This window comes from Desulfopila sp. IMCC35008, assembly GCF_010646885.2.
Classification (GTDB): domain Bacteria; phylum Desulfobacterota; class Desulfobulbia; order Desulfobulbales; family Desulfocapsaceae; genus Desulfopila.
This window is the reverse complement of sequence record NZ_CP050700.1, coordinates 20227-42995: the sequence shown is the minus strand read 5'-3', so window position 1 is coordinate 42995 and position 22769 is coordinate 20227. Positions and strand designations below refer to the sequence as shown.

The following is a 22769-nucleotide window of genomic DNA, read 5'->3' as shown; positions in this document are numbered from 1 at the left end:
CTTTGCAGCTGACTTCAGGTAGACAAAATATTTTCCAGCCTCGTAACCACCTCTTTATAGGTGAGGTTTTGTATCTTTACAATTTTTTTTCGCGACGACAGCCCCGACTGTAATTCCACATTACTCTTTGCTGTTTTAAGAAATGAGGACACAAAGAGCCGAAGTGCCTTATTAGCCTTCCCATCAACCGGGGGAGAGGTCAGTGCGATTTTAAGCCTCTCACCATGCAGACCGCAGACAGCCTCCCGTGAGGCCTTCGGCTGAACATGCACGGCCAACAGCAGAGACCCGTCCCCACCCTCTTTCAGGCAGGGAAGGACGGCATAATCTGAAGTATCACTCCCGGTTCGGTTCGCCGTTTTCTTCATCAGTCAGGTTGATGCTCTGAAACAGGTCCGACAACTCTTCAACATCTGAGGGCTCCTCAACATCCTCCATATCCTCAAGGTGTTTGAGATAGGAGTTGAGTATACCCCGCAACTCTTCGCGAACCTTTGTCTTTTTCTCCTTCAGCTCTTCAATTTCAAGAGGCAGGTCGGCGAGTGTCTGTTCTGCTTCACGGCGGAATGACTCCACATCCTCACGTGCCTCTTCCAGGAGGGCAGTCGCCTCTTCTTCAGCCTTGGCACGCACATCATCAGCAAACTTCTGGGCTGCGACAATGGTGGATTTGAAATCCACTTCTTCTTTCTTTAAGGTCTCTAGCTGGGTCTCCAGCATGGAGATTTTATCGCGCAGTTTGTCCGCATCATTTCGTGCTTCGCTTGTAGCCCCCTGCTCTTGTCGGTACTGTTCCTCAAGATGCTGGATTCTTTCCTTTAACTCAGACTCCCGCTCATCCCACTCACCGATATGATGTTCAAGATCCTGCTGCGCTTCTTCAGAAGCTGATTCAAGTTCAGCAATCTTTGTTTTCAGGCTGCCAATTTCAAGATCCTTTTCACGGATCAGTTTTTTATCACTTTCCGAATCCCCTTCACGCTCACTCGACTGGATGAAAAGTTCGTCCTTTTCTTCCTTCAGCTTCCGGTTGGCCTCTGTCAGCTCCTCAAATTCCTCCTCCTGCCTCCTGCGGGTCTCGTGCAGTTCGAAAAATTCCTCCGCCAGTAACTCCAGATACGCCTTGACTTCAATAGCATCATAACCCCTGAACTTTACCTGAAATTCCTGATCTTTAATTGCTTGTGGAGTGATTGACATAATAAAGGCTCCGTAAAGATAATATTAGCTGTCAAAACCAGCTTAACGAAATGAATAATCGCTATTATTTTTTTTTGGCAGATTAACCCATGCCCATGGCAAATTGTTTCAGTGTCGTCACCACAAAACTCTGAAGAAACATAATAACGACGATGAGGATCATAGGTGAAAAATCAATTCCCCCGACACTCACCGGTAACATTTTTCGTATCCGGCTCAGAACAGGCTCTGTCGCCTCGTACAGGAAACGAACAATAGGGTTATACGGATCCGCATTAACCCATGAAATAATAGCCCGGCCAATGATGATCCACATATATGCCATCAAGATGAAATCGATGATATTGGCCAGAGTCATAAAAAAATTACTTACTACTAACATTCGTTCTCTCCACTTTGTGGTTTATCCGATTCGCTATACAACTTTTGAAAACCTTTAAGAAATCCTTGTGCCAACCGGTGCATCACCCAGAACTCCGGTCAATACCAGACGCTCCTCGCCATCCACCACACTCTTGGCAGCCAAAACCATACCCTGGGATGGAATTCCCATAAGTTTTGCAGGTTTAAGATTGGCAACCGCCAGCACTTTCAAGCCAACGAGATCCTCCGGACTATAATATTCGGCAATCCCCGCAACAACTGTCCTTTCTTCAGGAACAGCCAGCGTCAATTTCAACAGGCGATCTGACTTCTTCACCTTTTCCGCCGCCTTTATCTCAGCAACCCTAATATCAACTTCCTTGAACGATTCGAAACTGATAAGTCCTTCTAGCTCAACTGGAGCAACATTTTCCTTCTTTTTCTTTTTCGGTTTTTCCTGTTTTTCCGAGCCCATATGCTTTTTGGCATCGATTCTCGGAAATAATGGCTCAATTTTCTGAATCCTCATTCCCGGCTTGAGCACCCCCCAGAAACCACCTTCCGGCAGGAGTGAAACAGCAGGGTCGTCCTCGCCATACCCTAACCCTGTGGTCATCTTTGCAGCAGTCTCCGGCATGACCGGTCGCAATACAAGGGTCAGCAGGCGCAAGGACTCCATGACGTTATACATGACTGTGGCCAGACGGACGGCTTTCGCCTCGTCCTTGGCAAGAGCCCATGGTTCATTGGTAACGATATATTTATTGGCTTGACTGACAAGCTCCCAAACCGCTTGCAGCCCCTTCTGGAACTGGAAGATGCTCATATTTTCCTGATAGGTCTGCACCACCCTCTCAGCCAGCTCACGCAAGTCACGATCTACCTCTTCCTCATCGCCTGGCTGAGGTATTGTCCCACCATGGTACTTTTTCAGCATGGCGATCGACCGGCTGTACAGGTTACCGATATCGTTCGCCAGGTCGGAGTTCTGGCGAGCCACGATGGCCTGACTCGAGAAAGAGGCATCCAGGCCGAACGACATTTCCCTGAGTGTAAAATACCTGAGTGTATCAACCCCATACGCTTCGACAAGTTCCGCCGGTCGGACCACATTGCCGATTGATTTGGACATCTTGGTATCATCCACATTCCAGTACCCGTGCACATGCAGCTTTTTGTACAGCGGCACCTCCATGGACATCAACATGGTAGGCCAATAGATTGCGTGCGGTTTGAGTATATCCTTTGCAATAACATGTTCTGCAACCGGCCAGAAAGTATCATATTTTTCCCCCGAGGGATAACCAAGGCCTGTCAGGTAGTTGATCAAGGCATCGAACCAGACATATGTGACGAAATTGTTATCAAAGGGAAGCTCGATGCCCCAGGTGAGACGGCTCTTGGGCCGGGATATGCATAAATCCTCCAACGGCTCCGAGAGAAATGAAAGGACTTCATTACGATATCTCTCCGGGGTTACAAACTCTGGATTATCCTTGATGTGATCAATAAGCTGTTGCTGGTAATTGGACATCCTGAAAAAGTAGTTCTGCTCGGCAATCTCCTGGGGCGGACGCTGATGATCTGGGCAATTACCGTCAACCAGCTCCTTTTCCGTCAAGAAGCGCTCACAACCACGGCAGTATAAACCGGAGTATTCATCGAAATAGATATCACCCTTATCATAGACCTTCTGCAGGATCTCCCGGACAGTACGGATATGGTCTTCATCAGTGGTACGGATGAAGTTGTCCGGTTTAGCGTGCAGCAGAGGCCAGGTATCACGGAACATACCGCTTATCCGGTCGGCATACTCTTTGGGTTCCACATCTTCAAGGGCCGCTGCTTCTGCGATTTTATCACCATGTTCATCCGTACCGGTCTGGAAACGGACTTCATCCCCCCGGAGCCTGCAGAAACGGCTGTAGGTATCAGCGACTATTGTGGTATAGGCATGCCCCAGATGCGGCTGAGCGTTCACGTAGTAAATGGGGGTTGTTATGTATGTCGTCATAGGTATAAACCAGCCTCAAAAATGGGAGGTGCAGTAATCCCAGCACTATTCCTTGTTTTTTTTCTCTTTTTTCGGGCCTTTGTCGACCCGGATCGTCTCATAATTCTGCCACTGGTGCTCCTGCAACAGTTGTTCCTCGCCTTGACTGTTCAGAACCAGGATGGTCTGTTGCAGCGGATTCTGGCGTTTCACCTTGTACTGTTCACCATCAATCCGAATACGTTTTCCCGGTTTCGGCATGCCTTTTCGCTGCTGACGGTAGGAATCATATTCATAGGTCAGGCAGCAGAGCAGTCGGTTACAGAGACCTGAAATCTTGGAAGGATTAAGGGGCAAGTCCTGTTCCTTGGCCATCTTGATGGAAACGGAGTCGAATTTTCGGATAAACGAGGAGCAACATAGCTCACGCCCACAGGTTCCGACCCCCCCGATCATCTTGGTTTCATGACGAACACCCACCTGGCGCATCTCCACCCTGGTACGGAACTCCTGAACAAGATCCTTGACCAATCCACGGAAATCAACCCGGTTATCGGCAGTGAAATAGAATATCATTTTCGAGCCGTTAAAAAATCGCTCAACCCGTACCAGTCTCATTTCCAGCTTATGCCGTTCGATCAGGTTCAGGCAGATATCGAAGGCCCTGGCTTCAAAGGCGGCGAGTCCACCGTACCGTTCCGCCTCATCCCGATTGGCCTGGCGTGCGATCTCGTAACTGCCACGGCTCGACTCGTTGCAGCAACCTGACAAAGGGGCGGCACCCGATACCGTTGCAGGCTCAAGGCCATGATCAGTTTTGACCATTACGATTCCATGCGCAGGCATGGAATCAAGAAAAGAGGAAGCGGTGAACATCTGTCCGTCCTGACGAAAACGTATCCGGTACAATTTCGGCTTTTCCCCGTCCTTGTGTTCCTTATCTGTTTCCGAAGTACCTGTCTCCGACATATATTATCCTTCTACACCCCATTCATCCGGGGAACATCCCATCATAGGGAAATCAATAACATTCTGATATTACAGAAATGACCGGCTAGCAGCATGAAGTTTAAACAGCAACACTTCACACACCAGCATGCGATTGCAGTTTCTTCGCAGTTCCAGCTCCGCCCGGTCAACAGCACGCAGTTTAGCAAAAAGATCTTCAGAACTCCAGCATTTCGGCACCCGGCCAGTTTCAAGCCCCAGGCCCCCTAAGCCTATTTCTTCACCGAGACCGTACCAGGAAAAAAGCAAGTCGCGCAACCAGAGGCGGAAAAGCCCCAGAAACGGGAATAACTGTTCTTTTTTATCAGCCATTTCCCTGGCGGCACTGAGCAATATATGAACATCACGATCACCGTCAATCTCCGTATCGCTCACAACTGTTATCAAACGCCTGAACAGGTCGACCATATCCGCCCGATACAGCTCTATCCCCCTTCCCGGGCTCCCTTCAGACAACCGGGCAAGAAGGCGGGCCGTCTTTTGATCCATATCCGGCTCGTTGGAGCACAGTATATCTGCGGTATCATCCGGCTCAAGATTATAGAACGGAACCACCTGGCAACGTGAAGATATGGTGGTCAGCAATTCCCTGCTGATATCCGCAGTAAGGATCAGGACATTACCCTCGGGCGGTTCTTCAAGGGTCTTGAGCAGACTGTTGGCAGCTTCCTGTCGCATGGTATGCACATCCTCAAGCAAAACGACACGCCAGTGTGACTCATACGGTGGAAACTCAAGCAGCTTTATCATTTCCCGAACCTGGTTGATCTTTATCATACCTTTATCAGGTGTAATAACGACAGAGTCGGGATGACTATCCGCCAGGATTTTTTTACACGAGCTGCAATGACCGCAGGCATACACACTGGAGAGATCCCGGCAGTTCAGGGCAGCTGCCAGTCCGCGGCCAAACAATTTTTTGCCTACCCCGTCAGGCCCTTTGAAGATAAAGGCATGGGGAACCCGTTCCGATTGCAGGCTCCTCGAAACAAACTCAACCGCCTTTTCCTGGCCGATAACCGTGCTGTAACAAAGTCCGGGATAACCGCTCATAATTCAGGTAGTAAACATTAAAAGAGAGACTGCTGCCTGACCGCAGCATCCGGTTCCTGCTTCTGTTCCTCTTTTTTTTCCTCTTCAAGCATATTGAGATAGAGATACCTTTCGAGAACCCGCTGGTACTCGGACCAGCTCATTTCCTTACTGTCCATCTTCCGGCGCAACTGTTCCAGCATGTTCATACGGGAATCAAGTTCATCAACATACTGGAGTAAAAAGGCCTCCACCATCATTGGCAACACCGGCGATCCAAACTCCAACCGTCCGTGATGACTCAGAATGAGGTGTTGTAGTCGTGTAAGTAAGTCGTCAGGGAAATCTTTAATCCCTGCGGCCGCTCTCCCCACCATCTCGCTGCCGATAACCAGATGTCCTTTCAGGCGCCCCTTGGCACTGTAATCGATCAAACCGTTTTCTACAAAGAGCTCTTCTACCTTGCCCACATCATGAAGCAAAGCACCGGCTATAAGCAGTGAACGATCCACCCCGGGATAATGGCTGGCCAGCATGTCCGCAACACGGGCCATCGATAATGCATGCTCAAGCAGACCGCCAATGTAAGCATGATGAATACCCTTTGCCGCCGGTGCCGACTTAAATCGTTGCCAGAACTCTTCCGTATTGAAAAAAAGAAGAAGAAGTTTTTTCAGGAAAGGGTCGGAAAGCGAACGGCACATCTTTCGTACCTCTTCCCCCATCTCATCAAGATTATACCGGGAGGCCTCAAGGAAATCGGCCATATCCACATCCGCCCGCGGCACAGGTTTGAGGTCGTCTATCCGCAGCTGCAGATTATCCCGGTATGAAGTAACCTGACCCCGTATCCTGACAAAGACACCAGGGCTGCAGTTTTTTGAAAGCTGCTCTGCATTGTCCCAGATGGGACCACCCAACTCACCGCTTTTATCCATAACGGTGAGCACCAGGTAGGGTTTACCCGCCCTGGTTTCCCCCAGGCGTGCACTTTTTATCAGAAACAGCTCCTCAAACCGGTCTCCTTCCCGAAGCTGCTCAATAAAGACTGTCTTCATATCACCCTATAGCCCTTTAGCTGCCTAGAAATCGGGTTAGACATTAAAACGAAAATGCATGCAGTCACCGTCCGCAACAACATACTCCTTCCCCTCAACCCTCATGAGACCCTTTTCCTTGGCACCGTTCTCACCGTTACAGGTAACATAATCATTATAGGCAATAACTTCTGCGCGGATAAAACCGTGCTCAAAATCGGTGTGAATTTTGCCAGCCGCACCTGGCGCCCTGGTTCCCACCGGGATGGTCCAGGCTCGGGTCTCTTTTTCACCAACGGTTAAAAAGGTCTGGAGCCCCAGCAATTCGTAACCGGCCTTTATCAGCCGGTTCAGTCCAGGCTCCGTCATGCCCAACTCCAGCAGGAACTCCTCCTGCTCTTCAGCATCCAGCTGGCTTAACTCCTGTTCAATCGAGCCGGCTATCATTACGACACTTGCATGCTCCTGCACCGCCGCCTTTTCAAGCTTTCGCACATGGGCATTACCGGTCAATCCGTCCTCCTCACTCACATTGGCGACATAGAGTACCGGCTTTGCCGTAAGTAAGGAAAGTTCACGCAGCAGCAGTTTTTCCCGGGCGTCCGTTATCTCAACACTCCGGGCTGGCTGCCCTTCATCCAGATGATCCCGAAGACGGGCCAGGAACAGGGCCTGAGCCTTGTATTCCTTATCCCCGGACTTGGACATGGACTGGGCCTTCACCAGCTTCTTTTCTACACTGTCCAGATCTGCCAGGATGAGTTCGGTTGAAATCACCTCCCGGTCGCGATCGGGATCAACCGTCCCTTCCACGTGGGTAACGTTCTCATCCTCGAAACAGCGAATAACGTGAACAATTGCTTCAACCTGGCGAATATGGCCGAGAAACTGGTTGCCCAGCCCCTCTCCCTTACTCGCACCTTTCACCAGCCCGGCAATATCGACAAACTCCATCTGGGCAGGAACAATCTTACGCGTCCCGGCAATATCACCCAGGACGTCCAGTCTTTTATCCGGAACGGGTACAACCCCCACATTGGGTTCTATGGTACAAAACGGGTAATTTTCCGCGTCGATACCCGCAGCAGTCAATGCATTAAAAATAGTTGATTTACCGACATTTGGCAAACCGACGATACCACAACGAAATCCCACGACAACACCTTCCCTGTTAAGCCCGACAGTTGTATTATAACGAAACCTGCCCGGTAATCATTTGAGAAACACCCGAAACAAGAAATATCCAGCAACACTGTTGCCATCTCTTTCCCGGGTATAATAATTACAAAAAATATGCACGATTTCCACCGCATGGTGTATCACTAAAGGGTGAAGATCCTGCAAAACCGGACATAATACACGGAATGCGGCAAAAACGCCCACGTTTTCGCGCTATCCGCCTTCACCGCCGACAAAAATTATGAGAACAACATGCAGACACTTTTTACCAACGCCACCCTGCTTACCGACACCGACAGTGACCCCATTCCACACAGTTATCTGGTAACCCAGGGGGAGCATATTCAAGCCACCGGTTCCATGGATGAACTGGATCCCGTACCGGATACAACCACGATAGACTGCAATGGGAAGTTGCTCATGCCTGGTCTTGTCAACGGACATAACCATTGTGCCATGACCCTGTTTCGAGGTCTTGCCGACGACCTGCCTCTTGAAGCCTGGCTGCATGATCACATCTTCCCGGCAGAGGCAACCCATGCCAATCCGGAGACGGTCTACTGGTGCACGCGGCTTGCGGCGGCAGAGATGATCCTTTCAGGTACAACCTGTGTGGCGGACGCCTACTTCTTCTCTTCCGAGGCGGCCAGGGCGCTCAGTGAATGTGGTATGCGAGCGGTGGTGGGTCACGGAATCGTCGACTTTCCCGCGCCTTCTGTCCCCGATCCAAAAAAAAATATCGAGGCAGTCGCCCTTTTTCTCGACAAATGGCAGGAGACAAACAGTCTGATAACACCAGCTGTTTTCGCCCACGCACCTTACACCTGTTCACCGGACACCCTGAGACGGGCCAAGGAACTTGCGGATAAGCAAGGTGTACGCTTCTTCACACACCTGGCTGAGAGCAGATTGGAAAAGGAGATGATAATCGGTCTGCGAGGAGACAGCCCACTTCAGCACCTGCATGAGCTGAATATCCTGGATGAAAACTGTACGCTTATCCACATGGTCTGGCTTTCAGATCGGGATATCAGGCTGCTGGCCGGGACCGGTTCAGCAGTTATCACCTGCCCCCAAAGTAACCTCAAACTTGGTTCAGGCATTGCCCCAATCCAGAAACTTATGAACCACAATATCGGGGTCGGGATTGGCACCGACGGCTGTGCCTCGAACAACGGTCTCGATATGTTCAGGGAAATAGGGATGCTTGCACGGCTTCACAAGCTAAAGACACTCGACGCTACCAGCCTCCCGGCCCGCCAGGTACTGCGAGCCGCCACTGCCGGCGGGGCCAATGCCCTGGGAGTTGCCAAGGTGGGCAAGCTGAAGACAGGATACAAGGCGGATATCATCGTCATCGATACCGACTGTCCACACCTCACCCCCTTCTACAGCCCCGACCTGCTGGCCTACGCAGGAAGCGGTGGCGATGTCTATTCCGCCATGATTAACGGCCAACTGGTGATGCACGAACGGAAAATCCTCTCCTTTGACCTTCACGAGACGCTCGACAAGGTCCGCACCATTGCTGAAACCGTAACAAAACAGGGGTAAAAGACCTGGAGAGAGGGATCTCCCTCCCTCCAGGATTATACGATCAAATGCTTCTGATGCAGGATCGACGGTTCTACATCGGCCACCGACTGCGTGCCTGTCAGAACCATGGCCTGTTGCAGTTCGAGCTCGATCTTTTCAAGATATTTTTCAACACCATCCTTTAAACCACCCACAGCAGCTACAGAAAATGGTCGCCCTATCATCACCCCATCGGCACCGAGTGCCAGAAGTTTCAGCACATCGCCACCCGTCCGCACACCACCGTCTGCAAGTATCTCAACCTGGCCTTTAACTGCTGAGCTGATCTGGGGCAACACATCTGCAGCACCAGGTGTGAAATCGAGCACCCGCCCACCGTGGTTCGAAACAACGATACCGTCGGCACCGCAATCAACAGCCTTTTTGGCATCCGCCACGGTCATAATCCCTTTAAGGATGAGCTTGCCTTTTACCGCCTCACGGATCTGTTTCAACTCGTCTGCATTTTTGGGCCCTACCGGCCTGCCCATCTGCCTCAAGGTCACAAGACCGGCAGCATCAATATCAATACCCACTATTTCGGCCCCGGTCTCCTGCGCCTTCTCAAGCTTATCAAATAACTCCTGCTCTTCCCAGGGCTTGACAAAAGGAATGCCCATTCCACCCGCACCCTCAATAGCCTGAAAACCTGAAAGATGAATAAACTCAGGAACCCCGTCGCCTGTACAACCAAGAGTACCCTTGGCGATACACCCCTGGATAATGGCATTGACATATTCCTGCTCGGGTATGCCTCCGCCCATATTAAAGGAGACTCCACCGATCGGTGCCGCCAACACCGGCAGAGCAAGTTTCTTACCAAACATGGTCACAGAGGCATCCGGCTCTTTTACATCATGAAGCAACTGCATATTGAAGCGGTACCCTGAAAGGGCTCCGACATTCGCCTTAAAAGAGGCAGCGGTACCGAGACCGCCCATTCCCGGAACTTCCCCGGCACACGCCTTGCCGTCACAAACAGGGCATACCCGACAATATCCTTTCATCAACTTTTTCGCCCTGCTGTAAATCTCTTCCATATTCTTCTCCTTCATCCCTCAAAAAAACAAAATATGTACGCGCTTACTCTCTTATTCAAGTGGGCTACCCTCAATCCCTGAAAACGTCTGTCTCTTCTACCACCAATACCTTCCAGAAATACATACGTCAAGCATTCCAGGTCCGTTGTTTCCCTTTTCAGGGCTACTTGCCGAATTTCCCATGAACATTACATCAATTTCCTATACTATACTTACAATTACACCCGACCTGAGAACAAACAAAAAAACAGCTGAGGACACTTCCCCCGCAACCCTGACAGCATTGACAGCAACCAGATAAACCAGCCATGCAAAAAATTGTACGACAGATCCTCACCTCAAAAGTGTATGAGGCCGCCGTTGAAACCGCGCTCGATGAAGCCAATGAACTTTCGGCCCTTCTGCAAAACAGGATTCTCTTGAAACGAGAGGATACCCAGCCAGTCTTCTCTTTTAAGATCCGAGGTGCTTATAACCGGATCGCCCACTTGAGCCCTGAGGAAATGCAACGTGGAGTGATCGCCGCCTCCGCAGGAAACCATGCCCAGGGTGTCGCTTTTTCAGCCAAACTCCTGTCTATCAGGTCTCTTATTGTCATGCCTGCTACTACACCGGCCATCAAGGTATCAGCGGTCAGGAACTATGGGGCTGAAGTTATCCTGCACGGCACAAATTATTCGGAGGCTGCCGCCCATGCCGAACAATTAATCCGGGAAACCGGCATGGTCTTTATCCATCCATTTGACGACGAACTTGTCATAGCCGGCCAGGGAACCGTCGCCGATGAGCTGCTCCGCCAGAACCCCGGCACTATCGATGCCGTTTTTGTGCCGGTTGGGGGTGGTGGCCTCATCAGCGGTATTGGCGCCTATATCAAGGCCCTCAAGCCGGATATACAAATTATCGGCGTCGAACCGTCGGACAGCGACGCCATGGCCCAATCGCTGGAACAGGGAAAACGGGTTGACCTTCAATCCGTTTCAATTTTTGCAGATGGTGTGGCGGTTAGAAAAGTTGGCAAAAAAACCTTTGAATTCTGCAAGCGCGTGGTGGACGACATCATCCGGGTTGACACTGACGAACTATGTAGCGGTATCAAGTCTGTATACCATGCCACCCGCTCCATTGTTGAACCTGCGGGTGGGTTGGCCATGGCAGGATTAATCAAATATGTCCGGGACAGTGGATGTACAGGCAAAACCCTCATCGCCATCAACTCCGGCGCAAACATGAATTTTGAACGGTTACGATATGTGGCCGAACGGACTCGAATCGGTGAAAAACATGAAGCCCTTTTTGGTGTTACCATCCCCGAGAAACCAGGAAGTCTTAAAAGGTTCTGTCACGACCTGGTGGGCGAACGAAATATCACTGAATTTAATTACCGGCTGGCGGAACGAACGAAAGCCCAGATATTCGTTGGCATTTCCATACGGGACAGCTCAGAGCGGGAGACATTCAGCCGGGAGCTGAATAGGGCCGGATACGACAATATCGATCTCACCGACAACGATCTTGCCAAGACCCATATCCGTTACATGGTCGGAGGACGATCCATTGAGGTGAAAAATGAAAAACTGTTCCGGTTCTGGTTCCCTGAAACCCCCGGCGCCCTCACCCGTTTTTTAGATGCAACCCGCGGACATCGCAACATCTCCCTCTTTCATTACCGAATGCAGGGAGGCGACTTCGGCCGGGTCCTGATTGGCTTGGAGTGCCCGGATGGCGACGATGATGCCCTGTACCAACGGCTCGACGAATTGGGCTACAGATATGTGGAGGAGACAGGTAATCCCGCCTATTCCATGTTCCTGTAATATACAGAACACCCAATGTACCGCAGCACCAGTTTGATCCTGAAAGTCAGTATTCCATTCAGGATCAAAGTGCGACTTGATGAGTTACCACAATCAGATTAGAAAACAGAAAATGAGGAGGCCGAGGAAATGGAACTGCTCGAAGTAATAGAGACCAGAAGAAGCATAAGGAGTTTTGCCGATAAACCGGTACCGAGAGATGCGCTGGAAAAGATCATCAAAGCTGCCATGCAGGCTCCGTCAGCCGGCAACCAGCGGCCATGGCACTTTATCATAGTGACAGACAAGGAGAAAATGGCCAGGGTCCCGAATTTTCATCCTTATTGCAAAATGATCACAAAGGCCCCGGCAGCAATCATCATCTGCGGCGAACCGGAAGGAGTTAAATGGCCCACTTTCTGGGTACAGGACTGCAGCGCTGCCGCCCAGAACCTGTTGCTTGCCGCACGCGACCTCGGGCTCGGTACAGTCTGGACAGGTGTCTACCCTGAAGAAGACCGAATGACAGGGGCGCGGAAGTTATTCTCCATACCAGAAAACATTATCCCCTTTGCCATCATCCCGATCGGCTGGCCCGACGGCGAGTTCAAGGTAATGAACAGATTCCAGCCGGAACGCATACACGAAAACGGCTGGTAAATTCTATCCGGGGATCATTTCAGAGCGACCTACGCCTCATCATATGCGATGGGTGCTGGCTCGTGCTCGGTTGCGGCGGCGGTATAATCAGTTCGTTGCCCTCGCCGCGCCAGGTGACTATCCAGTCGTAGCGCGAATACACCATGCCGATCCTTTCATTGGTCTCCGACAGGATCTCATTCCCCTTATAGTCGATTCGTACATAGTTTATATCGTCAAAATCCCCGTTCAACCTTATGAACTCCTTTATCCAGCCAGGATACCTGGCATCATTTTCCTCACACCTCGTCCAGAATTCAGAATTGAGCTGATACCTTTTATCAAGGGCAAGCAGGGCAATGGGCTCATTTTCCGGTCCATTATAGTAGTAAGTATAATTCGGCAGCATCGTCCCTTCACGGAAAACCCGTTCCACCTCATGATTGACCCGAACAGCTAAAAATTGCCTGTCAGCACAACCACTAAGCCCCATAACCAGCAAAAATACACAGTAGGTCAGCCTTTTCATACCGGTATCCTCCATTTTGTTTCACTTACCGACGTCCTCTTTTTCAAGATGTTAATGTTTCTGAATAGTTCACGCAAACTTTACTGGCAAAAGAATACTACTGACATGATAATTGCCTTGCCCATTCCACAGAAACAAGGCAATATTGACGGTTCACTTATAACAGGCTCACCTTGTAGTCATAACCAAAAGCCAGGCGATTCAACAGAATTTAAGGAGCAGTTTTTAATGAAAAAGCAAATGATACTTTCTGTCATGTCAAAGGACAGGCCGGGAGTAATTGCAGATATCACAGGAGCCATCTACAAGCTTGACGGTGATCTTGCAGACCTCAACCAGTCGGTACTCTGCGGCTACCTGACAATGATCCTCATTGCCACCTTTGACGAGCATGTAACACCGGAAGATGTATTGGCCGAAATCTCACATATCAACACACCGGTCAAGTTTGAGGTTTCCATCAAGGTCATGAGCGAACCAATCGATATCAGCAAGTATAAGTTGCCTGATGAGACGTACATCATGACCGTTCAGGGCCAGAACAAGAGTGGCCTCGTCTACTCCATCTCAAAGTTCTGTTATTCCCACAATATCAACATCCACGACCTGGCTACCACCTTGCGGAAAGATAAATACACCATGGTTCTGCAACTCGATCTCTCACAAGTCGAATCCGTTAGTGCCATTCAGGACGCCTTGACAGAGTTCTCAAAAGAGAGCGGTTTGACTGTGATGATGCAGCACAACGACATCTTCAAGGCCACAAACGAAATTACACTTCACTGAGTTTTACCTAACAGCCCCGCCTTAACAGGAGCAGCAAATGTTACGATCCGACCAGATTCTTGCCACCGTTGAAATGATCCAGAAGGAAAACCTGGATGTTCGAACCGTCACCATGGGTATCAGCCTGCTTGAATGCCGGGGCGGCAGTGTGGAAGAGACCTGTGCGAAAATTGAAGAGAAGATAACCGGTTATGCAGGCAATTTCGTTGCCACCTGTGACTCCATCAGCCGGAATCTCGGTATCCCTGTGGTCAACAAGCGAATTTCGGTAACCCCAGTGGCCTTTGTCGGTTCAGGTTTTGATGCCAATGGGTTTGTCGAAATTGCCAAAAGTCTCGATAGAGCTGCAACCGCCGTGGGCATTGATATCATAGGTGGCTTTTCCGCCCAGGTAGAAAAAGGGATGACCGCAACGGATAAGGAATACATCAAGTCAATACCGGAAGCTCTCGCCCAGACGGAAAAAGTCTGTGCATCCATCAATATCGGCACCAGCCAGAAAGGCATCAACATGGACGCCCTGGCCATGATGGGCCATACCATCAAGGATGTCGCAGAGAAAACCAAAGAACAGAACGGTTTCGGAGCTGCCAAGTTTGTGGTGTTCTGCAACCAGCCCGGAGACAATCCTTTTATGGCAGGCGCTATTCACGGCCTGGAAGAAGCGGATGCAGTACTCAACGTCGGCGTCAGCGGCCCCGGTGTCATCGCCCGCTCGCTGGAGCGATTGATCGACGACCATAATGGCAGTTCCGACCTTCGCCTTGATGAAATTGCCGAAGAGATCAAGCAAACAACCTTCCGGGTCACCCGCTGCGGTGAGCTGATCGGCCGTCAGGTTTCCAAATCTCTTGGAATTGAATTTGGTGTAGTCGACCTCTCTTTGGCCCCCACACCAACAGTCGGGGACAGCGTGGGCGAGATTTTCAAAATACTCGGTGTAGATGCCGTTGGCGCACCCGGCTCCACGGCCATCCTGGCCATGCTCAACGATGCCGTAAAAAAAGGCGGTATTTTTGCCAGTAAGAACGTTGGCGGCTTAAGCGGTGCCTTTATCCCGGTAATGGAAGATTCGGTACTCGCCGATGCGGTGGGGGAAGGTGCCCTCTGCCTTGAGAAACTTGAAGCCATGACCTGTGTCTGCTCGGTCGGCCTCGACATGGTGGCCATACCGGGCTCTGTTGATGCGGACACGATCTCGGCCATCATCGCTGATGAAATGGCGCTGGGTATGGTGAACCATAAAACAACAGCGGCGAGACTCATTCCTGTCCCCGGGATGGAAGCGGGCGACTATGTTAGCTTCGGTGGCCTTTTTGGCGCAAGCCCTATCATGGAAATACGAAACGTCGGTAAATCAAAACGCTTCATCGCCTGGGGCGGACGGATACCAGCACCGATCCACAGCTTCAAGAATTAACCTTCCCAGAACCAGTCATGAATACTCAGGGCAGCCCTGCCGCACCAATGCAAACAGTACAGGAGCTGCCCGACGCCCCCCATCTTCACCCACCTATCCTGCAAAAAAAGTGTGGGTTCTTGAATATACAACTATTTCACGCTAGGATTAGGTGTGGATAACACGGCAGGGTTACCCAATCTGCAATTCCAATAGGCAATCCGCAGCCAGAACGAACATGAGAAGATACGCAACGGGATTCACCCTTTTGCTATTTGTCGCTCAGTTTTTAAACAGCCCGACCACCTAGGAGCGGCCTGTGCCAGAAGAATTTACCAGAAAACACCTGCACAGCAAGACAACTATGTTTATCCTGCTGGCGGTTCTGCTGTCCCTCTTTGCGCTATTTGCTTACTGGTATAAAACGAGGCTTATCGACAAGGAAACTCTCCGGGTCGCGAATCATGCCAAGGTCATAAGCGCCTCACTTTGGAATTATGACAAGCTGACCCCGCTGGATTACCTCAAACTTTCCATGGACGCTAACGGTTACCAGAAGATCACGGTCCGGGACGAGTATGACAGGGTCTTTTTACGACTTGAGGGAAAACCAGTCTCGCCCCTGGAACAACTCTTCACTACCACAAAACTGATACATAGGCACCGATTACAATCAGACATCACTTTTAACGAAAAGGTTATCGGCACCATCAATGTCATCTGGCCCTGCCGGGCCATTTATATTTATCTCTACATTTTGTTTTGCATCATCCTCCTGCTCAATGGTATCGCCCTCTATCTCAAACTGCTCGATGCGAAATTGCTTCTGGAGAGTCGTGTCCAACAGAGAACCGCTGAACTCGAATCTGAAATACAGGAGAGAAAACGCGCCCAGGAGGAGTTGAAGTTCCAGGCCCAGCGCCTTTCACTGCATGTTCGCCACACCCCACTGGCTGTTGTTGAATGGTCGCCGGATTTTAAGGTCATCGAGTGGAACAAAGCAGCGGAAAAAATATTTGAATTTTCACGTGCCGAGATGCTTGGAGAATCACCGTTTGGTACCATCCTGCCCGATTCAGGAGATAAAGAAATTGAACAGATCTGGCAAAATTTGATAGAACAGTCAGGAGGAACCCGCTCGGTCAACAGCAACCGTACCAAAAGTGGCAAGATCAAGACCTGCGACTGGTACAACACCCCTCTTTCCGACACCGAAGGGAACATTATCGGTGTTGCCTCCCTGGTCCTTGATATAACCGACCAGGTTGAGGCCGAAAACAAAAACAAACTGCTTCAGGAACAGTTGGTCCAGGCCCAGAAGATGGAAGCAGTCGGCAATATAGCCGGAGGTATTGCCCACGATTTCAACAACCTTCTCCAATCAATCTCCGGCTACACCCAGTTGCTGCTTCTCGAATTCCAGCAAAAAGGTGAAGACTCCACAAAACTCAAAGGCATTGAGAGGGCCTCCCGCAGGGCTGCCGATCTTATTCAGCAACTTCTTACCTTCAGCAGGAAGATTGAAAGCAACCTGGCACCGCTCAATCTCAACAAGGAAATTGTGCAGATAAGACGCATGCTGGACAGAACTATTCCAAAAATGATCAATATTGACATGAAGCTTGACCCTGATCTCAATCATATCAAAGGTGATCCTGTCCAGATTGAGCAGATCATGCTTAATCTCGCAATCAACGCAAGTCACGCCATGCCCGAAGGAGGAACCCTATCAATCACCACCACCAACGTTACCCTTGACCCCATCTTCTGCGCAGCACATCTCGGAGCCAAGGAGGGCCAAAACGTCCTGCTTCAAGTCTTCGATACCGGTATCGGCATGGATTCGGAGACCATCAAAAGAATCTTCGACCCTTTCTTCACCACCAAGGAAACCGGCAAGGGAACCGGACTCGGTTTATCGTCCGTTTATGGGATCGTCCAGGGACATGGAGGGTTTATTGAATGCACCAGTACAAAAAGAAAAGGAACCTGTTTTCGTATCTATTTCCCGGCCATTCCACAACAACAGCAAATCGCCGTCACCGACAGGGATGAACTTCCCATAACAGGTGGCACAGAAACGGTATTACTGGTTGACGATGAAAGTACAATTCGTGAAATCGGTACCGAAATGCTGGTCAACTACGGCTATACCGTTTTTCCAGCCTCAAGCGGTGAAGAAGGGCTGGAGGTTTACAAGAAGAGAGGTGATTCTATCGATATCATCATAATGGATCTGAATATGCCCGGAATGGGGGGCTTCAAGTGTATACAACAACTCAAACATCTTGATCCGAATTGTCTGGTGCTGGTTGCCAGCGGGTACACACCCACCGAATCGATCCAGCAAGCGACAGAACTCGGGGCGGAAGGATTTCTCTTCAAACCGTTCCAGATGGCCGATTTTCTCAAAAAAATCAGACAGACACTGGACCAGAAGAATGAACCGTAGCAAGACTTGCCGCGCTCGCTTGCCCGCTCCAGCCTATGAAGGAACCGATTGCTTTCGATTGTAATTATTGAGTGCAAGATAAAATGTGCCCACAGCAAGTTCAGCGCAGTGGTGATGATCATCAGGCAGTGACTCAAGAACGGCGACAATCAACTCAGGGCTGATCTGCCAACAATCGCCGACTTCCTTGCCCTCAGCCAGATACGATACAGCATTTGCACAGGCAAAAGTATTGAGACAACCGGCTACCTGGAAAGAAACCTCTTTTACCACATCTGCGTCAATCCGCAGGTATATCTCTACAATATCGCCACAATCCCCCTTCTTTATGCCATATCCGTCTGGGACATCAACCCTCCTGAACCGCTCCAGGTTGGCGACCATCACTTTAAATGTATCCGAATGATCTTGCATTACTCCACCCTCTGTTAAAAAAATGTAGTACCTCTTATTAACGACTTTAAAGAGACGATTTCAAGTTATTCCGATACTCGCGCTCATTTTTCCAGTGTTCACCGATTGACCTATTTTTTTTTACCTGAAGACCGGGTACACCTTATATGGGGAAGTAAAGAACTCAGATTTTTCTTTCTTTTCCCGGTTCCAAAATCTTGCTCTATGCTCACCAGGCAGGTATAAAGACAGGACAGGTGCATTTTTTGAAAATGCTAAGAGGAAAACCGGTGCGAACCCGGTACAAGCCAGTCATTGCTGTTAACGAAGGCCGACGGCCGACGCGAGTTATCGTGTCGATGCTTTCACGCTGACCACTGGGTCCCCCCTGGGAAGGTGGCTGTCTGCAGAATACTTCGTGAGTCAGAAAGCCTGCCTGTTCTGTCGATATTTCCCATATCGCTGCCGAAGTTAACCACTGGAGGTTCTTCGTATCGAAAAGCAGTGCGCTCTCTCCGCTGAGGTTCCGGAGGCTAGAGGAAGTGCATGGTAACGGTACGGGGAGCATCGGATCTATCTTTTTTTTCCTGTTCTTCCCGTTTATAACAAGTCGACACATTATGAAAAGCACCTGTTGTCGACCCTTTTTATCAATATGGAAAGGATTATGGACAGCAATACCCGTTTCGGACAGACTATCACTAAACTGATACAAAAGAATAATCTAGGCCGGGAAGAAGCGTATCAGGCCTTTTATATGATGCTTGCGAACGAGGTTTCCGAGATGCAGCAGGGTGCTTTTCTGGCAGCACTTACCGCCAAAGGGGAGACCGAGGAGGAAGTTGCCGGTGGCTGGAAAGCTGTATATGAACTTGATACCTGCAAGGTTGACCTTGCCTGCAAAGAGGAACTTGTGGATAATTGCGGCACCGGTATGGACAGTTTCAAGACCTTTAACATCAGCACAGCCGCCTCTATTGTCGCAGCAGCGGGCGGGGTCAAAATTGCCCGCCATGGCGCAAGGGCCATCACCTCCAGTTGCGGAACAGTTGATATGGCGGAACTGCTCGGCGTTGATGTGGAATGCGGTGTAGAAACAGTAGCCAACTCAATCGAAAAAAGTGGTATAGGTCTATTCAACGGCATGAGTCCTGCTGTTCACCCAATGGCTCTCGGCAGGATTCTCTCCCAGATTCGATTCGGCTCACCACTCAATATTGCCGCCTCTCTGGCCAACCCTGCCCTGCCTAAGAACGGGGTACGGGGTGTTTACAGCAAGGAATTGCTCATGCCGGTAGCCCGGGTCATGCGCTCCATCGGCTACCATAACGGCATAGTTGTCTACGGAGCCATCGACAACAGCGATAGAGGCATGGATGAGGCGTCTGTCTGCGGCACGACTCATTGTGTACAGTTGAAAAACGGTGAATTACACCAATTTTCCCTGGAAGTTGAAGACAGTGGTTTGCAAAAACATCCCCCTGAAGGACTCCTCCCTTCCCGGGACCCTCAGCAAAGGGTTTCCCATATGGTCTCACTTCTGGCTGGCAGGAGCAACGGGGCAGCAAGGGATGCCGTACTGCTCAACAGCGCCCTCATCTTTCAACTACGCGAGCTTACACCCACCGTAGCCGAAGGTGTCGAACTTGCTGCCGACATCATTGATAAAGGTAAGGCACTGGACCAGCTCGAGAAATGGGTGGAGTGTCAGAACCGCAGCCCGTCTGAAGGAAAAATCCATTTTCAAAGACTCACCACAGAGGTCTTACAGTGACAGGCAAAACAGAACTTCTGGCGATAAGGGATGACAACGACTTTTTCCGTTTGCAAGACAGCCACACAGAACGTTGCACTATGGCCAAGGCGAGTGTTTTCCCGATAGAACGGGCAGACTATGTCAGGCAGCAACTGCTCCGCCTGCAGGGCGAAAGCCTGCCAAATGCACGAATCGTTAAACTCATTATTACCGAAGAGCCATTCCCAACGTGATACACGCCAGACAACTCCGACTTGTCGGTGAAAAACAACTACGCCTGGTCTCTGTTAGCGAACTTCCGCCCCTGCCAGCCGGATTTCGCAGGCTTGAGGTTCTCTACTGCGCCATCTGCCGTACTGACGGAAAGATGTGGAAAAGCGGGCACAGAGACCTTATCCTGCCCCGGGTTCCCGGTCATGAAATAGCAGCGCAGGACCCTGTCACCGGCCACCTTTTCACCATCTGGCCTGGTCACAACTGCGGTCTGTGCCAGGCATGCCTTTCGGGCCGGGATAATCTCTGTGACAGTATGAAAATTACAGGTTTCCACACTGATGGCGGATTCAGCACGTATATAGACGCTGCGGATTCATCCCTCATCCCTGCTGGCCATATGGAAGATGCAAGATTGCTCTGTTTTGCTGAACCAGTCGCCTGCGTACTGAACTGCCTCAACCGGATTGACCTGCAAAAAGGAGAAAGGGTGGTCATTCACGGTGGAGGAGTAGTCGGCCTGATAACCGCACTCGCCTGCTCCACGAGAGAGGTAAAAGTTACGGTGGTAGAAAAAAATGAGCTTAAAAGAAAGCAGACCACACCGTTCTGCATGGTGAACGGAATAGACACTGTCAAAAACGTTACCGACAATGGCTTCGATATCGCCATCAACTGCTGCGACGCCATCCAGGCATTTAGAAACTGCATCCAACAGTTGAGAAAGGGAGGTCGTCTCGGCTTTTTTTCCGGTCTGCAAAAAACGCACACCCTGGACACAGACACCCTCAACCTCCTTCATTACCACGAGATAGCCTTATTCGGCACCTATGGGCCGCGCCGGACACATATGGTTGAGGCTGTTGACTTCTGCAGATCCCACGGCAAAAAACTGGAACTTTTATTGGAAAAGACCCTCAAACCTGAGGAAGTGCCGGCAGTAATGGAGAAAGTGGCCGATGGAATGGCCCTTAAATACCTGATCGATTTCAGTAGATTAAGAAAAGAAGAAGAACAGTCTCAGGAGGAATTCAAGTTATAGATGGCAGCGACCTTCCTCCCTGTTTCAATATAATGCTCCCTGATCACCTGTTCTACCCGATTGGGATCTTGCAGCCTCAAGACATTTACAATATCAAGATGTCTGCTCCTGATCTCATCAGGGCTGTATACCTCACCCCAATGCCGGTAAAAGAGCAGCCCAATTTTCAACCGAAGGTTATCCGTTAGCTGGACAACAGCAATGTTATCACATTTACCGTAAATCGTTTCATGAAAATCACGGCCGATATCAATGAGCCTGTGCTGCATGTTCTTAACGGCATACTGCCCCATCAGCTCCGCCATCCGCTCAAGTTCACTCAATATCTCCTCGTCGATAAACCCCATCGCCTCACGGGCAGCAAAACCCTCGGCAACGCCTCGGGTTTCATAACTATCAATTATCTCCCGCGGAGACATCGAAGCAACAAAAGTACCGATCTGTGGTTTATGAAAGAGCAGGCCACTACTGACAAGCTCTGCCAGGGCCTCACGAATCGGTGCCCTGCTTATGCCAAGTTCTTCGGCTATATAACTCTCAGTCAGCCGGTCACCGGGACGGTATCGGTTTTCCTTCAGTGCAGTGTAAAGGTGCTTGAGCACATAGTCTTTGTATGTTGCACGATCTATCGACACTCCAGGACCCTTTTCTCCACTGCTAATCCAGGCATTCCGGACAAATAGTATAACTAAAACGTGGATCGTCCTGTGCCTTTCCGTATTCTTCTATGGTTTTCCAGCTTCCGTCGTAATTTTCGATCTTCATGCAGCGACTGCAGATCGGGAAATTGCCTTGTAGCATCTCCACATGATCGAGGACAGTTTTTAACTCATCATTAGAGATCGCCAGTTCTTCCTGTATGCTGACCAGTCTTTCCGCCACCCTTACCCGCGCCCGCAGTTCATTTTCATCAAAAGGCTTGACAATATAATCATCGGCACCTGCATCAAACCCTTTCAGGATATCGACCTGGGCATCCCTTCCTGTCAAAAGGATCACGTAAACCGGTGTTCGCCGTTCCAACGTTTTTACTTTGCGGCAGAGTTCCAACCCATCTATGCCGGGCATTTCCCAGTCCAGGATTGCGATCTGTGGCCCATCCGGCTTGTGGAGTATCTCCCAGCCAGCCGTACCGTCTTCAACACTATCGACACGGTACCCCCACTGCTCCAGAACAACCTGAACTGTCAACCTGGTGGTATACTCATCTTCCGCTATTAACAGTTTCACCGCCTCACATCCTCCTTGCAGATTGTTAACAACCACTCCGGTAATGCGAAATACGTTCAAACTTGCATCCCTGTCCCAGGCAGGATTTGCCCTGCCAGTATACCTTC

General features: G+C 50.2%; 22 protein-coding genes and 1 riboswitch. Of the genes, 9 read left to right on the top strand and 13 right to left on the bottom strand.

The window, feature by feature from the left end; translation table 11 throughout:
- Nucleotides 1–14: 14 nt before the first annotated feature.
- The 8 genes from GA520_RS00215 to ychF form a co-directional block, all read right to left on the bottom strand.
- Complete coding sequence (locus GA520_RS00215; RefSeq protein ID WP_163337020.1) at nucleotides 15–368, bottom strand: DUF167 family protein; 354 nt, start codon at nucleotides 366–368, stop codon at nucleotides 15–17.
- Entirely contained in the window at nucleotides 337–1200 is an 864-nt protein-coding gene (locus tag GA520_RS00210) for a DivIVA domain-containing protein (protein ID WP_163337019.1), read from the bottom strand. The genes GA520_RS00215 and GA520_RS00210 overlap by 32 nt, the downstream gene beginning before the upstream one ends.
- Nucleotides 1201–1282: 82 nt before the next feature.
- A complete protein-coding gene (locus tag GA520_RS00205; protein WP_163337018.1) occupies nucleotides 1283–1582 on the bottom strand; it encodes a YggT family protein in 300 nt (99 codons plus the stop codon).
- 54 nt (nucleotides 1583–1636) lie between these two features.
- Nucleotides 1637–3577, bottom strand: coding sequence for a methionine--tRNA ligase (gene metG / locus GA520_RS00200; RefSeq protein WP_163337017.1), 1941 nt, complete (start codon nucleotides 3575–3577; stop codon nucleotides 1637–1639).
- Nucleotides 3578–3622: 45 nt separating this feature from the next.
- The gene (locus GA520_RS00195) at nucleotides 3623–4525 is read right to left on the bottom strand and encodes a regulatory iron-sulfur-containing complex subunit RicT (RefSeq protein ID WP_163337016.1); all 903 of its coding nucleotides are present in this window, start codon (nucleotides 4523–4525) and stop codon (nucleotides 3623–3625) included.
- A 69-nt stretch (nucleotides 4526–4594) separates the two neighbouring features.
- Nucleotides 4595–5617: a DNA polymerase III subunit delta' gene (holB, locus tag GA520_RS00190; protein WP_163337015.1), complete on the bottom strand. Its 1023-nt coding sequence runs from the start codon at nucleotides 5615–5617 to the stop codon at nucleotides 4595–4597.
- A gap of 17 nt (nucleotides 5618–5634) precedes the next feature.
- Entirely contained in the window at nucleotides 5635–6654 is a 1020-nt protein-coding gene (locus GA520_RS00185) for a 3'-5' exoribonuclease YhaM family protein (protein WP_163337014.1), read from the bottom strand.
- Nucleotides 6655–6690: 36 nt separating this feature from the next.
- Nucleotides 6691–7788 carry a redox-regulated ATPase YchF gene (ychF, locus tag GA520_RS00180; RefSeq protein ID WP_163337013.1) on the bottom strand — a complete coding sequence of 366 codons (1098 nt, stop codon included), beginning with the start codon at nucleotides 7786–7788 and terminating at the stop codon, nucleotides 6691–6693.
- A 276-nt stretch (nucleotides 7789–8064) separates the two neighbouring features.
- Between ychF and GA520_RS00175 the strand changes: the two genes are divergently transcribed.
- The gene (locus tag GA520_RS00175) at nucleotides 8065–9366 is read left to right on the top strand and encodes an amidohydrolase (protein WP_163337012.1); all 1302 of its coding nucleotides are present in this window, start codon (nucleotides 8065–8067) and stop codon (nucleotides 9364–9366) included.
- A gap of 35 nt (nucleotides 9367–9401) precedes the next feature.
- Here the strand turns inward: GA520_RS00175 and GA520_RS00170 are convergent, their stop codons facing one another.
- Nucleotides 9402–10427: an alpha-hydroxy-acid oxidizing protein gene (locus tag GA520_RS00170; RefSeq protein ID WP_163337011.1), complete on the bottom strand. Its 1026-nt coding sequence runs from the start codon at nucleotides 10425–10427 to the stop codon at nucleotides 9402–9404.
- 308 nt (nucleotides 10428–10735) lie between these two features.
- Between GA520_RS00170 and ilvA the strand changes: the two genes are divergently transcribed.
- Nucleotides 10736–12244, top strand: coding sequence for a threonine ammonia-lyase, biosynthetic (gene ilvA / locus GA520_RS00165; protein ID WP_163337010.1), 1509 nt, complete (start codon nucleotides 10736–10738; stop codon nucleotides 12242–12244).
- A gap of 129 nt (nucleotides 12245–12373) precedes the next feature.
- The gene (locus GA520_RS00160) at nucleotides 12374–12883 is read left to right on the top strand and encodes a nitroreductase family protein (RefSeq protein WP_163337009.1); all 510 of its coding nucleotides are present in this window, start codon (nucleotides 12374–12376) and stop codon (nucleotides 12881–12883) included.
- Nucleotides 12884–12902: 19 nt separating this feature from the next.
- Here the strand turns inward: GA520_RS00160 and GA520_RS00155 are convergent, their stop codons facing one another.
- Nucleotides 12903–13391, bottom strand: a complete 489-nt coding sequence (locus tag GA520_RS00155) for a hypothetical protein (protein ID WP_163337008.1) — start codon at nucleotides 13389–13391, stop codon at nucleotides 12903–12905.
- A 228-nt stretch (nucleotides 13392–13619) separates the two neighbouring features.
- Between GA520_RS00155 and GA520_RS00150 the strand changes: the two genes are divergently transcribed.
- The 3 genes from GA520_RS00150 to GA520_RS00140 all read left to right on the top strand — a co-directional run bounded on the left by GA520_RS00150 (nucleotide 13620) and on the right by GA520_RS00140 (nucleotide 18028).
- Nucleotides 13620–14177, top strand: coding sequence for a glycine cleavage system protein R (locus tag GA520_RS00150; protein WP_163337007.1), 558 nt, complete (start codon nucleotides 13620–13622; stop codon nucleotides 14175–14177).
- Nucleotides 14178–14214: 37 nt separating this feature from the next.
- Complete coding sequence (locus GA520_RS00145) at nucleotides 14215–15597, top strand: PFL family protein (RefSeq protein ID WP_163337006.1); 1383 nt, start codon at nucleotides 14215–14217, stop codon at nucleotides 15595–15597.
- 298 nt (nucleotides 15598–15895) lie between these two features.
- Nucleotides 15896–18028 carry a PAS domain-containing sensor histidine kinase gene (locus GA520_RS00140; protein ID WP_163337005.1) on the top strand — a complete coding sequence of 711 codons (2133 nt, stop codon included), beginning with the start codon at nucleotides 15896–15898 and terminating at the stop codon, nucleotides 18026–18028.
- Between the two features lie 33 nt (nucleotides 18029–18061).
- On the opposite strand, the gene GA520_RS00135 is transcribed toward GA520_RS00140, so the two are convergent.
- Nucleotides 18062–18442, bottom strand: coding sequence for an iron-sulfur cluster assembly scaffold protein (locus GA520_RS00135; protein ID WP_163337004.1), 381 nt, complete (start codon nucleotides 18440–18442; stop codon nucleotides 18062–18064).
- 217 nt (nucleotides 18443–18659) lie between these two features.
- Nucleotides 18660–18876: riboswitch (cobalamin riboswitch) on the top strand.
- A gap of 212 nt (nucleotides 18877–19088) precedes the next feature.
- Here GA520_RS00135 and trpD point away from each other — a divergent pair.
- Genes trpD through GA520_RS00120 form a run of 3 tightly spaced genes read left to right on the top strand, consistent with a single transcriptional unit; the run spans nucleotide 19089 to nucleotide 21432 of the window.
- A complete protein-coding gene (gene trpD / locus GA520_RS00130; protein WP_205749221.1) occupies nucleotides 19089–20195 on the top strand; it encodes an anthranilate phosphoribosyltransferase in 1107 nt (368 codons plus the stop codon).
- Nucleotides 20192–20410, top strand: coding sequence for a hypothetical protein (locus GA520_RS00125; protein ID WP_163337003.1), 219 nt, complete (start codon nucleotides 20192–20194; stop codon nucleotides 20408–20410). Before trpD ends, GA520_RS00125 begins: the two co-directional genes overlap by 4 nt.
- Complete coding sequence (locus GA520_RS00120; RefSeq protein WP_163337002.1) at nucleotides 20407–21432, top strand: alcohol dehydrogenase catalytic domain-containing protein; 1026 nt, start codon at nucleotides 20407–20409, stop codon at nucleotides 21430–21432. Before GA520_RS00125 ends, GA520_RS00120 begins: the two co-directional genes overlap by 4 nt.
- On the opposite strand, the gene GA520_RS00115 is transcribed toward GA520_RS00120, so the two are convergent.
- Nucleotides 21411–22067 carry a GntR family transcriptional regulator gene (locus tag GA520_RS00115; RefSeq protein ID WP_163337001.1) on the bottom strand — a complete coding sequence of 219 codons (657 nt, stop codon included), beginning with the start codon at nucleotides 22065–22067 and terminating at the stop codon, nucleotides 21411–21413. The two genes, GA520_RS00120 and GA520_RS00115, sit on opposite strands and share 22 nt — an antisense overlap.
- Before the next feature lie 22 nt (nucleotides 22068–22089).
- Complete coding sequence (locus tag GA520_RS00110) at nucleotides 22090–22722, bottom strand: response regulator transcription factor (protein ID WP_163337000.1); 633 nt, start codon at nucleotides 22720–22722, stop codon at nucleotides 22090–22092.
- Nucleotides 22723–22769 lie beyond the last annotated feature (47 nt).

Bases quoted from the DNA above. Each gene is read 5' to 3' on its own strand.
- ilvA (WP_163337010.1), top strand. From the start codon at position 10,736: ATGCAAAAAATTGTACGACAGATCCTCACCTCAAAAGTGTATGAGGCC.
- GA520_RS00175 (WP_163337012.1), top strand. From the start codon at position 8,065: ATGCAGACACTTTTTACCAACGCCACCCTGCTTACCGACACCGACAGT.
- trpD (WP_205749221.1), top strand. From the start codon at position 19,089: ATGGACAGCAATACCCGTTTCGGACAGACTATCACTAAACTGATACAA.
- GA520_RS00210 (WP_163337019.1), bottom strand. From the start codon at position 1,200: ATGTCAATCACTCCACAAGCAATTAAAGATCAGGAATTTCAGGTAAAG.
- GA520_RS00215 (WP_163337020.1), bottom strand. From the start codon at position 368: ATGAAGAAAACGGCGAACCGAACCGGGAGTGATACTTCAGATTATGCC.
- GA520_RS00195 (WP_163337016.1), bottom strand. From the start codon at position 4,525: ATGTCGGAGACAGGTACTTCGGAAACAGATAAGGAACACAAGGACGGG.
- GA520_RS00150 (WP_163337007.1), top strand. From the start codon at position 13,620: ATGAAAAAGCAAATGATACTTTCTGTCATGTCAAAGGACAGGCCGGGA.
- GA520_RS00170 (WP_163337011.1), bottom strand. From the start codon at position 10,427: ATGGAAGAGATTTACAGCAGGGCGAAAAAGTTGATGAAAGGATATTGT.
- GA520_RS00155 (WP_163337008.1), bottom strand. From the start codon at position 13,391: ATGAAAAGGCTGACCTACTGTGTATTTTTGCTGGTTATGGGGCTTAGT.
- GA520_RS00185 (WP_163337014.1), bottom strand. From the start codon at position 6,654: ATGAAGACAGTCTTTATTGAGCAGCTTCGGGAAGGAGACCGGTTTGAG.
- GA520_RS00205 (WP_163337018.1), bottom strand. From the start codon at position 1,582: ATGTTAGTAGTAAGTAATTTTTTTATGACTCTGGCCAATATCATCGAT.
- GA520_RS00145 (WP_163337006.1), top strand. From the start codon at position 14,215: ATGTTACGATCCGACCAGATTCTTGCCACCGTTGAAATGATCCAGAAG.
- metG (WP_163337017.1), bottom strand. From the start codon at position 3,577: ATGACGACATACATAACAACCCCCATTTACTACGTGAACGCTCAGCCG.
- holB (WP_163337015.1), bottom strand. From the start codon at position 5,617: ATGAGCGGTTATCCCGGACTTTGTTACAGCACGGTTATCGGCCAGGAA.
- GA520_RS00160 (WP_163337009.1), top strand. From the start codon at position 12,374: ATGGAACTGCTCGAAGTAATAGAGACCAGAAGAAGCATAAGGAGTTTT.
- GA520_RS00135 (WP_163337004.1), bottom strand. From the start codon at position 18,442: ATGCAAGATCATTCGGATACATTTAAAGTGATGGTCGCCAACCTGGAG.